We start from the raw sequence: 14,874 nt of genomic DNA, 5'->3' as shown, positions 1-14,874 counted from the left end.
TAAAGTTGTAATAGGTAGTTTTTTTAATTTAAATTGTTGAAAAATAGTATAAAAATAGAGTTACAATAGTGTTAAAATTATGTAAAAAAGTTTGACATTAAAGAAAAATGTAAGTTATAATCTTAATAGTTTAATTCTTAATAATAATTACATTAAAATGTTTTCAGGGTATCTGTGAATAAGCTAATGTATTCTAATAATGCGCATTAAAATAGAGTGAGGTTTAAACTAAAATTTAAATAGGGGGAGAAAAAATGGTAGGAATAGTAATAGCTAGTCATGGCGAATTTGCTAGTGGTATTTTACAATCTGGTCAAATGATTTTAGGCGAGCAAGAAAATGTAAAGGCTTGTACATTAATGCCAAGTGATAGTCCAGAAAATATCAAAGCAAAAATGGAGGAAGCAATTGCTTCATTTGATAATAAAGATGAAGTGCTATTTTTAATTGATCTATGGGGTGGAACACCTTTTAATCAAGCAAGTGCATTGATTAATGGTCATGAAGATAAATGGGCAATTGTTACAGGATTAAATTTGCCTATGTTAGTTGAAGCTTTTGCTTCTCGTTTCTCTATGGAAACTGCACATGAAATTGCAACACATATTTCTGGAAGTGCTAAAGAAGGAATAAGAATTAAGCCGGAATCTTTAGAGCCAGCAGAAGAAAAAACACCAGTTGTAACAAAAAGTCAATCTCAAGGAGCTATTCCAGAAGGAACAGTTATTGGAGATGGTAAAATAAAATATGTTTTAGCACGTATTGATACACGTTTATTACATGGTCAGGTAGCAACAGCATGGACAAAAGCTGTTCAACCAAATCGTATTATTGCCGTATCAGATTCAGTTGCTAATGATGATTTAAGAAAAAACATGATAGAACAAGCTGCACCTCCAGGGGTTAAGGCTAACGTTGTGCCAATAGATAAAATGTGTAAGGTTGATAAAGATACACGTTTTGGTGATACAAAGGCAATGTTATTATTTGAAACACCTCAAGATGCATTACGTGCAATTGAAGGTGGAGTACAAATTAAAAAATTGAATTTAGGTTCAATGGCTCATTCATTAGGAAAAGTAGCTTTAACAAAAGCTGTTTCTATGGATAAAGATGATGTTAAGACATTTGAAAAATTATTAGCTTTAGGAGTAGAAATTGATGTACGTAAAGTACCATCTGATTCTCCAGAAAATATAAATGAAATTTTGAAAAAAGCAAAGAAAGAATTAGCATAAAAATGGGAGGAAATTAATATGTCAGTAATTACTATCGTATTAATTATAATAATTGCCTTCTTAGCGGGTATGGAAGGGATTTTAGATGAATTCCAATTTCATCAACCACTAGTGGCATGTACATTAATCGGATTAGTTAGTGGACACTTAACAGAAGGTATTATTTTAGGTGGATCACTTCAAATGATAGCTCTTGGTTGGGCTAATGTTGGTGCAGCTGTTGCACCAGATGCTGCTTTAGCTTCAGTAGCATCAGCAATTATTATGGTTCTTGGATTAAAAGGTGGAAATACAAGTGTTGCAAATGCAATCAACACTTCAATTGCAATTGCAATTCCTCTTTCAGTAGCAGGTTTATTCTTAACTATGATTTGTCGTACAATTGCAATTCCTATGGTTCACTTTATGGATGCTGCAGCTGAAAAAGGAAATATTAGAAAAATAGAAATGTGGCATATACTAGCTATAGGTTTACAAGGTATTCGTATTGCTATCCCTGCTCTTGCATTATGTATTGTACGTCCAGAAATTGTAACAAATGCATTAAATGCAATGCCAGCTTGGTTATCAGGTGGTATGGCTGTAGGTGGTGGAATGGTTGCTGCCGTAGGTTATGCAATGGTTATTAACATGATGGCTACAAAAGAAGTTTGGCCTTTCTTTGCAATTGGTTTCTGTTTAGCAGCAATCAGTCAATTAACACTTATTTCATTAGGTGTAATTGGTGTAAGTTTAGCATTAGTTTATTTAGGATTAAAAGAATCTGCTGGTTCTTCTAGTAATGGATCTGGATCAGGAGATCCTCTAGGCGACATCTTAAATGATTATTAAAATCTTGAAGGAGGATTAGAAAATGGCAAATAAAGTTCAATTATCTAAAAAGGATCGTTTTTCAGTAGCTTGGCGTCATCAGTTCCTTCAAGGTTCTTGGAACTATGAACGTATGCAAAATGGTGGTTGGTGTTATTCAATTATTCCAGCTATAAAGAAATTATATCCAGAAAAAGAAGAGCAAATCGCTGCTTTAAAGCGTCACTTAGAATTCTATAATACACATCCTTATGTATCTGCACCAGTTATGGGGGTTACATTAGCACTTGAAGAAGAGCGTGCAAATGGTGCTGTTGTTGAAGATGCAGCAATACAAGGGGTTAAAGTAGGTATGATGGGACCATTAGCTGGTGTGGGAGATCCAGTATTCTGGTTTACTATTCGTCCTATATTAGGAGCTTTAGGAGCTTCACTAGCATTATCAGGAAGTATTATTGGACCGTTATTATTCTTTTTTGTATGGAACATTATACGTTTCGCATTTATTTGGTATACTCAAGAATTTGGTTATAAAGTTGGAACAACTATTACAAAAGATTTATCAGGTGGTTTATTAGGAAAAATCACACAAGGAGCATCTATCCTTGGTATGTTTATCATTGGAGCCTTAGTACAACGTTGGGTAAGTATTAGTTTCACACCTGTTGTATCTAGAGTTACACAATCTGAAGGTGCTTATATTGATTGGGAAAATTTATCTTCTGGAGCAGAAGGAATTAAAGAAGCTTTAACACAATATAGTTCTTTAGGAGCTAATGGTTTAAATATTGAAAAAGTAACAACTTTACAACAAAACTTAGATTCATTAATTCCTGGATTAGCAGCTGTATTATTAACATTATTATGTTGCTGGTTATTAAAGAAAAAAGTATCACCTATAGTAATTATTATTGCATTATTTATTGTTGGTATTATTGCAAGAGTTGTTGGATTAATGTAATATAAATTGTGCTGTTGCACAATTTAATAAAGGAGCTGTCGCAACAGCTCCTAAATTAAAAATGTAGAATGTAAAATGTAGAATTATTGATGTAATTCCAAAGGAATTACTAAAAAGATATATATTTTAGAAACTCCTAAGGGAGTTTCTTCTTTAATTTTACATTTTTCATTATTCATTTTACATTGTGCGACAGCCCTGAATTTTTATATATGGAGGAGAACCATGGTACAATCATTAAATACAAAAGTTGATTTAACAATTCCAGGGACATCTTACTTAGGAATTGCAAGTTATGGAAAAGTTATGATTGGTGATAAAGCATTTGAATTTTATAATGATAGAAATGTAGGAGATTATATTCAGATTCCATGGGAGGAAGTTGATTATATTGCAGCTTCTGTTATGTTTGGTGGAAAGTGGATTAGTCGCTTTGCAATATTTACAAAACAAAATGGGCACTTCTCATTTTCTACAAGAGATAATAAAAAGACATTACGTGCAATTAATGAATATATTGAGTCAAATCGTTTAGTTCGTTCTATTACATTTGGACAAGTTATAAAAAGAGGAATAAAATCCTTGTTTATTAAGAGAAAAAGAGTTAACCAATAGTAATTTAAAATTTAAAGTGATAAAATAAACTCCAAGTGAAGCTTAAATAGTTACTTGGAGTTTAAATTTTATAATTATATATGCTTTTATACTATTATAAGCATATATACTAGTAAATAATTTTTTTAAAATAGCATATAATATATATTAGTAATACATATATTAAGCATTATAAACTTAAAAAAGTAAATTTTAAATATATTTGTTGACTAAATATAGATAATCATCTATATTTAAATATGGTTATATATAGATGATTATCTATTAATCATTAATATATAGATAAATATCTATGCAAGGAGGATCTAATGAATAAAAATTACGATGATAATATAAAAATACTAAAAGCACTAAGTGAAATAAATAGACTAAAGATAGTAGATATGCTATCTTCTGGTGAAAAATGTGCTTGCATAATTTTAGAAAACTTTCATTTTACTCAACCTACATTATCACATCATATGAAGGTATTAATGGATTCAGGTATAGTAAAGTGTAGAAAAGAAGGAACATGGATATATTATAGTTTAGACACAGAATTGTGTCATAAGCTTATGAGATTTATAAATAGTATTTTAACAAGTGATGAAAAATGTATATGTAGTTCCAATTGTATAGATAAGAAAGAATAACTTGAAAGTGAGAAGATTATGGATAAAGTTGATTTAACTAAGGGGAATGTACTTAAGGTTTTAGTTGCCTTAGCATTACCTATAATGGGAAGCTCATTATTGCAATTCACATATAATCTAGTAGACATGTTATGGGTTGGAGGCTTAGGTAGTAATGCAGTTGCAAGCATAGGTTCATCTAGCTTTTTTATTGGACTTGGTTACTCTATTAATGCTTTTGTAGTAATTGGAACAGGAATAAAGGTAGCTCACTCCATTGGGAGAAAAGATAATAAAGCTGTTGATGAATATATATCATCAGGAGTTATACTAAATGCAATTGTTGGAGGAATATATTCCTTAATATTAATATTTTTTGGAAGAAATTTTATAGAATTTTTAAATATAAGAAATCCTATAGTTGAAAGAGAAGCATATATTTATTTGGCCATCAATGCACCAATATTGTTTTTTTCGTTCTTTAATACCTTGTTTATTAGGATATTTAATAGTTTTGGAATAAATAAATCAGCCTTAAATATAAGTGCAATAGGTGTAATTATTAATTTGATTTTAGATCCAATTATGATATATGCTTTAAAGCTTGGAGTTACTGGGGCTGCTCTTGGAACATTAATAGCCAATGCAGTGATGTTTATACTTTTTATTAAAAAATCTCTAAATATATATAATTTTGACTTTAAAAATGGATTAAATTATATTAATCTTAAAGAAATAACAATTTTGGGACTTCCTATGTCATTACAAAGAATTTTATTTACAGTGGTTAATATATTATTAGCTAGGATAGTAGGAAGCTTTGGTGCAGATGCTATTGCAGCCCAAAAAATTGGATTACAAATAGAATCAGTAGTCTATATGGTAGTAGGTGGACTTAATGGAGCTATTGCAGGCTTTGTAGGTCAGAATTTTGGAGCAAAAAAATATGATAGAATAAATAAGGGGTATAATACAGCTATAGGTATTGGAATTATATATGCATTATTTGTAAGCTTAATATTTATTTTTACTCCAGAAATATTAGTAAAATTATTTATTCGAGATAGTGATACTATAATAATTGCAAATGATTATGTAAAAATAATCGGGTATTCTCAAATTTTTGCTACTATAGAGATGATATCTAATGGTGTTTTTACAGGCTTTGGAGTTCCTAAAATACCAGCATTTATTAGTATAATATTTACTATTCTTAGAATACCATTAGCACTTATATTAACTAGGTTTTATGGGGTTAATGGAATATGGCTAGGGATTTCAATTTCCAGCATTTTAAAAGGAATAGTAGCTTATTTAATATATAAATTGAAAATATGGAAGGTGTATAAAAATGTTAGATGTGATTCAATCGCTTAATTATAGAGAAGAATTATTAAAGGGGAATTTTGGATTAGAACGTGAAACATTAAGAGTAGATAAGAATGGAAAATTAGCTTTAACTAAGCACCCTGAGGTTTTTGAGTGTAAAATTTCACATCCATATATAACAACAGATTTTTCTGAAAGTCAGATAGAGCTTATAACTCCAACAGTAAATACATTAGAAGAGTTATATAGCTTTGTTAATTCACTTTATGATATTACTGTTTTAGAATTGAAGGATGAATATCTATGGCCACAATCAATGCCTTGTAGCATTCCAGAAGATGATTTAATTCCAATAGCGGATTATGGTAAGTGCGAAAGTGGTGAAGTTGCAAGTGATTATAGAAAAAAATTATTAAAAAAATATGGTGGAAAGAAACAATTAATTTCAGGAATTCACTATAATTTTTCTTTTAATGAAGAACTAATTAAAGACTTATATGAAAAAATGAATAAAGGTGAATCTTATAGGAATTTCAGAGACTCTATTTATTTAAAGGTGGTTAGAAATTATTTAAGATATAGATGGCTTTTAATTTATCTTTTAGGTGGAACTACAGCTATGCATGAAACCTTTGGTGAAAAGTGCGTAATTGCTTTAGATAAGATATCTAAAGATGGATTTAGCAATAGAGGAGCAGTATCTTATAGAAATAGTGAGTGTGGCTATAAAAATACTATAGATTTATATCCAAATTATAATTCAGTACAAGAATATGTTGAAAGTGTATATAAGTTTATTGAAGATAAATTAATAGATAGTCATAAAGAACTTTATACACAAATTAGGTTAAAAGCTAAGGATAACAATAGATTTTTAGAATCGCTTTTAGAAGATGGGATTAATTATGTTGAAATGAGAAGTATAGATATTAATCCTTTTAGTAAAGCTGGAATTTCTCTTGAGGACTTAAATTTTATTAATTTACTTACTATTTATTTCCTTATAAAAGATGAAAGCTCATATGAAAAATGGCAAGAAGAAGCACAAAATAATCAAAATATAATAGCAATGTATGGACAAATGGATGTAGTTTTATATAGAGATGGAGAAACAATAACTAAAAATAATTGGGCTTTAGATATATTAAGTGAAATGAAGGAAATGAATGCAAAATTATCTTTAGGAAAAGAAGATATAATTAATTCTATGATAGAAAAAATCGAAAATCCTAAATTAACATATGCATATAGAATATCTGAAATGGTTAAAGAAGAAGGATTTTTAGAAAGTCATTTAAGATTAGCTAAAGAGTATAAAGAAGATGCATATAAAAATAGATTTAAACTAGAAGGCTTTGAGGATTTAGAGCTTTCAACTCAAATATTAATGAAAGAAGCTATAAAAAGAGGAATTAAGGTTGATGTAATTGACAGAGCTGATAACTTTATTTCTTTAAAAAAGGATAACCATATAGAATATGTAAAACAAGCCACTAAAACCTCAAAAGATAATTATGTAACAGTTTTAATGATGGAAAATAAGGTAGTAACTAAGAAAGTATTAGAAGATAATAATATAAAAGTACCTAAGGGAGATGAATTTTTTAGCTTAGATGAAGCTATAAAAAAGGCTCATAAATATATAAATAAGGCTATTGTTATAAAGCCAAAATCAACTAACTTTGGACTTGGAATTTCTATATTTAAAGAAGGACCTAAGTTAGAAGAAATAGAGGAAGCCTTTAAATTAGCCTTTGAACATGATAATACTGTGTTAGTTGAAGAATTTATTAAGGGGAAGGAATACAGGTTCTTAGTAATTGGTGATAAGGTTCCAGGTATTCTGCATAGAGTTCCAGCTAATGTTATAGGTGATGGAGAAAGTAATATTAGAGAATTAGTAGAGGAAAAAAATAAAAGTTCTCTTAGAGGAAAGGGCTATAAAACACCTTTAGAAAAGATAAATTTAGATAATAATGCAAAACTATTCTTAAACCACTTAGGAAAAGACTTTGATTATGTACCAGAAAAAGATGAAATTGTATATTTGAGAGAAAATTCTAATATAAGTACAGGTGGAGATAGCATAGATTATACAGATTTAATTCCACAAAGATTTAAGGATATTGCAGTAGAATCAGCTAAGGCAGTAGGAGCAAATTTCTGTGGAGTAGATATGATGCTAGAAGATTATAGTGATGAAAATTCTAATTATGCAATAATAGAACTTAACTTTAATCCAGCTATTCATATTCATTCATATCCATATAAGGGCAAGGAAAGAGAAATAGCAAAGGAAGTATTAGATATATTAGGTTTTATAAAATAAATAGAAGTATAGAATATAAAAATTAGATTAGAGCTATATAATTAAGTGATTGGTTATATAGCTCACTTTTTATTATGTTTATTATTAAATATTATGGAATGTATATAAGTAAATGTAGTAAAATATAGTAAATAATATGTAACTATTTTAAGATAAGATAGATGAGATGAAAGGAGTTTTACATCTATGAAATACAATGTAAATAAAGATTATGTGCTAAATACAGCAAAAAAAATATTAGAATTTGACAGTCCTACAGGATTTTGTTTTGATATTATGAAAATTATTGAAGATATTGCTAAGAGTTTTAATTATAAATTTGAAACTACTAGAAAAGGTTGTGGAATCATTACTATTCCTGGAGAAAGTAATGAAAAAGTAATAGGTTTATCAGCGCATGTAGATACCTTAGGAGCCATGGTTAGATCAATAACTAATAGTGGAACTTTGAAGTTCACATTATTAGGTGGACCAATACCAGCTACTATGGATAGTGAGTACTGTAAAATAAGGACAAGAGAAGGGAAAATATATACTGGAACATTTTTAAGTACAAGTCCTTCAGTTCATGTTTATCCTGATAGTAAAGATAAAAAGCGTGATCCAGATAATATGGAAGTTAGAATAGATGAAAAAGTTTTATCTAAGAAGGATGTAGAAGACTTAGGAATATGTCCAGGTGATTTTATATTTATTGATCCAAAGACTACTATTACAGACAGTGGATTTATAAAATCAAGATTTATAGATGATAAGGGTAGTGTATCAGCATTAATGGGTCTAATGGAGGTATTTAATAGAGAAAAAATAACTCCTAAATATACAACAAAAATATTTATTTCTACCTATGAAGAAGTAGGTCATGGTTCATCTTATATTCCTCAAGATATAACTGAAATGATAGCTGTAGATATGGGATGTATAGGAGATGATTTAAGCTGTACAGAGTATGATGTTTCAATATGTGCTAAGGATTCAACAGGGCCATTTGACTATAATATGGTAACAACTTTAATTAATTTAGCCAAAGAAAATAATATTAGCTATGCAGTAGATATTTATCCTATGTATGGATCAGATGTTGGAGCTGCACTTAGAGGTGGAAATGATATAAGAGGAGCTCTTATAGGACCAGGAGTTCATGCATCACATGGTATGGAAAGAACTCATTACGAAGCATTGGAAAACACTATAAAATTACTTGTAGAATATTTAATGGTATAAAGCTTATAGTAAATTAATTTAAGAAATTTTAAGAAACTTTATATATTTTATTAAGTGTATATTAAGAAATAAGGGGTAAACTATTATTCATTATTATATGACATGGGGTGTAGATAAAATGGATAGTATACAAATAGTAGTAGAATATTTTGCTAGATATGGCTTAATATTTGTATTTTTAATAATTTTTCTGGAATATTTAAATTTTCCAGGCTTGGGTGCAGCTATAATAATGCCAGCAATAGGTATGGCTGTAGCAAAATCAGGAGTTAACTTTTTCTTAGCTCTTGGAATATCAATAGTGGCTGGTGAATTAGCTAGCTATGTACTTTACTTAATAGCATATTGGTTTGGGCAACCTATTTTAACGAAAATATATAATAAGTTTCCTAAATCAAGAAAATCTATAGATAAAGTATGTTTATATATGGAGAATTACGGAGATAAGGGCGTATTAATAACAAGGTTAATACCTGCTGTTAGAACATTAATACCAGTTGTTGCAGGAATGTTTAGAATGAATATAATAAAATTTTCAGTTTACTCAATTATAGGTATAGCAATTTGGAACTCAGTTCTTATGTATGCTGGATATGCTTTTGGATATTATTTTATTTAATTTACTATGGAGGAGATTTATGTATAAGAATATAATTTTTGATTTAGGAAATGTTTTATTAGATTTTAATCCAAGAGATTATTTAAAAAACAAAATTTCAGATGATAAATTAGAAGATGTTTTTAAAGCTGTTTTTACTAGTGAAGAATGGATAATGCTAGATAGAGGTACTATAACTGAAAAAGAAGCAATCAATAATATAATAAGTAGAAATAGTACATATATAAAAGAAATTAATTTAGCTTTTGAAAGTTGGTATGATATATTAAAGCCTATAGAAGAAAGTATTAATATATTAATGTCCCTAAAGAAAAATGGTTATAAAATATATTATTTATCAAATTTTCATCAATTAGCTTTTGCAGAAGTAACAAAGAAAAATAGCTTTTTTGAACTTTTTGATGGTGGGGTAGTATCTTATGAAGAAAAGTTAATTAAGCCAGAAGAAGACATATATAAGCTTGTTTTAGATAGATATAAATTAAATCCAAGTGAAACTATCTTTATAGATGATACAAAAGTTAATGTAGATGCTGCTAATAGTATAGGGATAAAGGGAATTTTATTTAAGGATTCAGAAAAATTAAGAGAAGAACTAAATAGTTTAGAAGTGAAAATATAATATGATAATTAAATTGAATGAATTAGGATTTACTTGTATATAACATAATACTAGAGTAAAATAAATAAAGTTATTCAATGTGTTATAGAAAGAGGTAAATTAATGAAAATAGATAAATTTGAAGATATTGGGTTAAGAGAAGAAATATTAAAGGCTTTAAGTAATTTAGGCTTTGAAACCCCATCAGAAGTACAAAAGGAAGTTATTCCAGAAATATTAAATAGAAATGATATAGTTGTAAAATCTCAAACAGGTAGTGGAAAAACTGCAAGCTTTGGAATTCCACTTTGTGAACTTATTAATGAAGAAGAAAATGTAATTAAGGCATTAGTTTTAGTTCCAACAAGAGAATTAGCAATGCAAGTTAAAGAAGATATATCAAATATAGGTAGACTTAAAAAAATAAGATGTGCAGCTATTTTTGGTAAGCAACCTTTTAATGATCAAATTAGAGAGTTAAAGCAAAGAATTCATATAGTTTGTGGAACTCCAGGAAGAGTAATAGATCATATAGAAAGAGGAAATTTAGATACAACTAAAATAGAATATGTAATTATAGATGAAGCTGATAAAATGCTTAATATGGGCTTCATAGATCAAATTTCTGATATATTAAACAAGCTACCTAAGAATAAAAATACTGCTCTTTTTTCAGCAACAATTCCAAGTGAAATTGAAGGCTTATACTTAAAATATATGAGAGAACCAAAGGTTTTAAATATAAAGTCTAAGGTTTTTAATAGAGAAAAGATAAGTGAAAAATTCATTATTTCAAGTAGAGAAGATAAATACAAAGCTTTATTAAAACTTCTTTATGCTTATTCTGATGAAAGTGCTATAGTGTTCTGTAATACTAAGGATTCCGTAAAAAAATTAACTTCTTCTTTAAGAAAAGAAAAGATAAAAGTAGATGAATTACATGGAGATATGGATCAAAAGCTAAGATTAAAGGTTATGGAAAACTTTAAAAATAAAGATTTTAAAGTTTTAGTAGCTACTGATATTGCTGCAAGAGGAATTCATATAAATCATATAACAAATGTATTTAATTATGAAGTTCCTATGGAAAAGGAAAGCTATGTTCATAGAATAGGAAGAAGTGGTAGAGGTGAAAAGCATGGCTTAGCTATAACCTTAACTACTACTGGTGAAAAAAGATTTTTAAATGATATAGAAGAATATATAGGATATAACATAGAAGAAGTAAATCTTCCATCATATGAAGAAGTAGTTTCAGGAAGAAAGAATTTCTTTGAAGATCAAAAGAATAACTATGGAAATAATACTTCAAATAAAAAAATAGTACATAATGAAGTAACTAAACTTCATATAAGTGCAGGAAAGAAGAAGAAAATAAGAAATGTAGATATCCTAGGAGCTTTAAGCAACTTAGAAGGAATAACTGGAGATGATATTGGAATTATTGATGTTCAAGATGGATTTTCCTTTGTAGATATCTTAAATGGAAAAGGTAATGCCTTATTAAAGAAGTACAAAGAAATAAAAGTAAAAGGTAAAATAGCTAAGCTAAGCAAAGCTAAAAAATAAAGTAATAAAGATATGATATGCTCTCTTTATAGAAAACAGTAAATAATAAGGCTGTAACTATAAAGGGAGTATTTTATTTTTTATATCTTATCTTATAGTCATACTTTAATTATTTGATAAATGTAGTTTTGGCGTTGAGATAATATGAATAATTTAATATAATAATGGTAATAAATTAAACAAAAGAAAATTACCGTTGGAGGTTAAGATAAAAGCATGATTATGATGCGGCTTGGAAAACTATATTGGAAGCTTTTGAAAAGGAGATTGTAGAACTTTTATTTCCAGAAATATATACGAAAATAAATTGGGATATTAAAAGTGAAGTTTTAGATAATGAATTATTAGAAATTCAAAAAGAGATTTTTAGCAAGGAAGAAGCTGAAAAAATAATATCAGATAAAATTATAAAAGTTAAAATGAAGGATAATGAAAGTAAGATATTATTTATTCATGTAGAGGTACAAAGTTATAGTAGTAATGAAAATGTATTTTCTGAGAGAATGTTTAGATATTTTTATAGAATTTGGGATAAATTCAGATATAAATATAATGATATTTCAGATATAGTTGGATCAGCAATATATACATATAAAGGAGCAGCTGGTAAAGATAAAAGATTTGTTTACAATCTTCCTGATTTACATGATGAGATTATAATTTATAATTTTAGAACTATTGATGTAGAAACGTTAGAGTTAGATAGTATAAATAATGAAAATCCCTTAAAATTAGTTTTTAAAATAGCTAAAAAATTATTGTCTACAGTTGCAAATGATAATGAGATATTCTTAGCAAAGGTAGAATTATTTAATGAATTAGTAAATTATAATAAAGTAAAAACAATAGATCAAAGAAAAGCATTAGTGTATTTTTTAGAATATTTATTTTTAATACAAGACGATAGCTTATCTGAAAGGTTTAAAGAAATTAAAGATAGTACAGGAGGTATTATGAAAATGAGTATTGATGAAATAAGAGAAAAATATTTAGAGGAAAAAGGTAGTGAAGAAAAGGCAATTGATGTTGCTAGAGAAATGTTAAAAGATAAAGAACCTATAGAGAAAATAATGAAATATACTAAGCTTAGCAAAGAAGAAATTCTTAAAATAGAAATAAAATGAAAAATAAAATAAAAAAGTAATAAAGATATGATATGCTCTCTTTATAGTAAACAGTATATAATAATACTGTAGTTATAAAGGGAGTATTTTATTATTATAAGAAAAATAGCTACAATTTAGTAAATTTAATACATATTTAATCCCCTTGAGTAATAATTACTATATTTGTATAATTAAAGTAAGAGAAATAGTTAGTATTTATAAAATAAATAAGAATATTAATAATATAAGTGGTTTAAGCCTCCATATAAATAAATTTTATTGATATGTTAATAAAATAAATGTTTATGTCTAATAATAAAAAGGGGAGTGATTTATATGAAAATAATTAAAAAAGATGGTAGAATAGAAGAGTTTAATATTAATAAGATTAAAACCAGTATAGAAAATGCGGCAAAGGACAGTGGTTCATTTTTAAATTCATCTGATTTAAGAATATTAGCTGCAGATATTGAAAAAATTATAAAAAGTATAAGAAAAGACTCTCTTATTACATCAAGTTATGAAGTTACGGGAGTTATATTTAGTGCTTTAAGAAATGATGGATTTAATAAAATCTTAAAGGAATATATTAAATTTGATAAATAGATATAATAAAAACATTTATATATAAATTTATGCTATAATCAAAGAGAATTTTATATATATTGGAGGATTATGATGTATAAATTAGTAGCTATTGATATGGATGGTACCTTACTTAAAGAAGATAAAACTATATCAGAAAGAACTAAAAATGCCATTCAATCAGCAAGAGAAAAGGGTGTAACAGTAGTTTTAGCAACAGGAAGACCAATAGAAGGTGTTTCAAGATATTTAGAAGAATTAGATATGTATAAGGATAATGATTATGTATTAAGCTATAATGGTGCATTAATACAAAAAACAAAGAGTAAAGAAGCTGTAGCAAAAGTAGCATTAAAAGGTTCAGATTTACATTATTTAAGAAGATTAAGTGATGAATTTGGAGTTAACATTCATGCTTTTTCAGAAAAATATGGATTAATAACTCCTAAAAATAGTAAATACACTGAAGTAGAGGCTGAAATTAATAATATAAAAATAAACGAAATGAATATAGATAATATTTGCGATGATGAAGTTATGATAAAAATTATGATGATTGACGAACCTGAAGTATTAGAAGTAGCTATGAACAAACTTCCTAAAGAAGTTTATGAAAAATATACAGTAGTTAGAAGTACTCCTTACTTCTTAGAATTCTTAAATAAAAAAGTTAATAAAGGTGTAGGAGTTGAATTATTGGCTCAACACTTAAGTTTAAGTAAAGAAGAAGTTATGACTTTTGGAGATGCAGGCAATGATATTCATATGATTGAATACGCTGGTTTAGGTATAGCTATGGAAAATGCTTTTGATGAAGTAAAAGAAGTAGCAAATTATATTACTAAAAGTAATGAAGATGATGGAGTAGCAAAGGCTATAGAAAAATTTATACTTAAGCAATAAAAAAGTCATATATATAAATAATAAAAAATGTAATCATAAGGCTTTCAGAGCTTTTGATTGCATTTTTTATTATTTAAGAATTTTAAAGGTTTATGCATATAAATAACCTTTTATAAATTACTTCCTTTGAGTATTTTTATATCACGATTGTCAAAACATATTCATATAACTATAAATATAGGCAACAAAAAAAGGAAGGATAATATGTGTGGAATAACAGGATTTGTAAATTTTAAAAAGAATATAAAAGAAGAAAATAAAATACTAAAAGATATGACTGATACTTTAGTAAATAGAGGGCCTAATGCAGAAGGTATGTATATTTCTAATAATGTTATGCTTGGACATAGAAGACTTATAGTAGTTGATCCAGA

The 14,874-nt window shown here is 27.5% G+C and carries 14 protein-coding genes and 1 pseudogene; all 15 read left to right on the top strand.

What is annotated here, in order from left to right:
• The first annotated feature begins 254 nt into the window (after positions 1-254).
• A complete protein-coding gene (locus tag ACQRD5_RS14835; protein ID WP_291626999.1) occupies positions 255-1,238 on the top strand; it encodes a mannose/fructose/sorbose PTS transporter subunit IIA in 984 nt (327 codons plus the stop codon).
• 18 nt (positions 1,239-1,256) lie between these two features.
• On the top strand, positions 1,257-2,069 hold the full coding sequence (locus ACQRD5_RS14830) for a PTS mannose/fructose/sorbose transporter subunit IIC (protein WP_291627000.1): 813 nt from the start codon (positions 1,257-1,259) through the stop codon (positions 2,067-2,069).
• Positions 2,070-2,091: 22 nt separating this feature from the next.
• Positions 2,092-3,009, top strand: a complete 918-nt coding sequence (locus ACQRD5_RS14825; RefSeq protein WP_291627001.1) for a PTS system mannose/fructose/sorbose family transporter subunit IID — start codon at positions 2,092-2,094, stop codon at positions 3,007-3,009.
• Positions 3,010-3,234: 225 nt separating this feature from the next.
• A complete protein-coding gene (locus ACQRD5_RS14820; RefSeq protein ID WP_291627002.1) occupies positions 3,235-3,624 on the top strand; it encodes a DUF956 family protein in 390 nt (129 codons plus the stop codon).
• A gap of 308 nt (positions 3,625-3,932) precedes the next feature.
• Positions 3,933-4,256 carry an ArsR/SmtB family transcription factor gene (locus ACQRD5_RS14815; protein WP_291627004.1) on the top strand — a complete coding sequence of 108 codons (324 nt, stop codon included), beginning with the start codon at positions 3,933-3,935 and terminating at the stop codon, positions 4,254-4,256.
• Positions 4,257-4,274: 18 nt separating this feature from the next.
• Complete coding sequence (locus ACQRD5_RS14810; RefSeq protein ID WP_291627006.1) at positions 4,275-5,612, top strand: MATE family efflux transporter; 1,338 nt, start codon at positions 4,275-4,277, stop codon at positions 5,610-5,612.
• Positions 5,587-7,893 (top strand): bifunctional glutamate--cysteine ligase GshA/glutathione synthetase GshB, encoded by a 2,307-nt coding sequence (gshAB, locus tag ACQRD5_RS14805; protein WP_427746991.1) that lies wholly within the window; start codon positions 5,587-5,589, stop codon positions 7,891-7,893. The genes ACQRD5_RS14810 and gshAB overlap by 26 nt, the downstream gene beginning before the upstream one ends.
• Positions 7,894-8,079: 186 nt before the next feature.
• Positions 8,080-9,117 (top strand): M42 family metallopeptidase, encoded by a 1,038-nt coding sequence (locus ACQRD5_RS14800; RefSeq protein WP_294169317.1) that lies wholly within the window; start codon positions 8,080-8,082, stop codon positions 9,115-9,117.
• Positions 9,118-9,235: 118 nt separating this feature from the next.
• Positions 9,236-9,736, top strand: coding sequence for a DedA family protein (locus ACQRD5_RS14795; protein ID WP_291627012.1), 501 nt, complete (start codon positions 9,236-9,238; stop codon positions 9,734-9,736).
• Between the two features lie 19 nt (positions 9,737-9,755).
• On the top strand, positions 9,756-10,358 hold the full coding sequence (locus tag ACQRD5_RS14790; protein WP_291627014.1) for an HAD family hydrolase: 603 nt from the start codon (positions 9,756-9,758) through the stop codon (positions 10,356-10,358).
• Between the two features lie 102 nt (positions 10,359-10,460).
• Complete coding sequence (locus ACQRD5_RS14785; protein ID WP_291627015.1) at positions 10,461-11,906, top strand: DEAD/DEAH box helicase; 1,446 nt, start codon at positions 10,461-10,463, stop codon at positions 11,904-11,906.
• 245 nt (positions 11,907-12,151) lie between these two features.
• Complete coding sequence (locus ACQRD5_RS14780) at positions 12,152-13,030, top strand: Rpn family recombination-promoting nuclease/putative transposase (RefSeq protein ID WP_291627017.1); 879 nt, start codon at positions 12,152-12,154, stop codon at positions 13,028-13,030.
• A gap of 318 nt (positions 13,031-13,348) precedes the next feature.
• Complete coding sequence (locus ACQRD5_RS14775) at positions 13,349-13,618, top strand: ATP cone domain-containing protein (RefSeq protein WP_291627019.1); 270 nt, start codon at positions 13,349-13,351, stop codon at positions 13,616-13,618.
• A gap of 72 nt (positions 13,619-13,690) precedes the next feature.
• Positions 13,691-14,500 (top strand): sugar-phosphatase, encoded by an 810-nt coding sequence (gene yidA / locus ACQRD5_RS14770; protein WP_291627022.1) that lies wholly within the window; start codon positions 13,691-13,693, stop codon positions 14,498-14,500.
• Between the two features lie 204 nt (positions 14,501-14,704).
• A pseudogene (locus tag ACQRD5_RS14765) lies at positions 14,705-14,874 on the top strand (asparagine synthase (glutamine-hydrolyzing)); the annotation flags it as partial.

The sequence above is a fragment of the Clostridium sp. SGI.024 genome (assembly GCF_050315195.1).
Classification (GTDB): domain Bacteria; phylum Bacillota; class Clostridia; order Clostridiales; family Clostridiaceae; genus Clostridium.
Note: the sequence above shows the minus strand (reverse complement) of the source record. Positions and strands in the feature narration are given on the sequence as shown.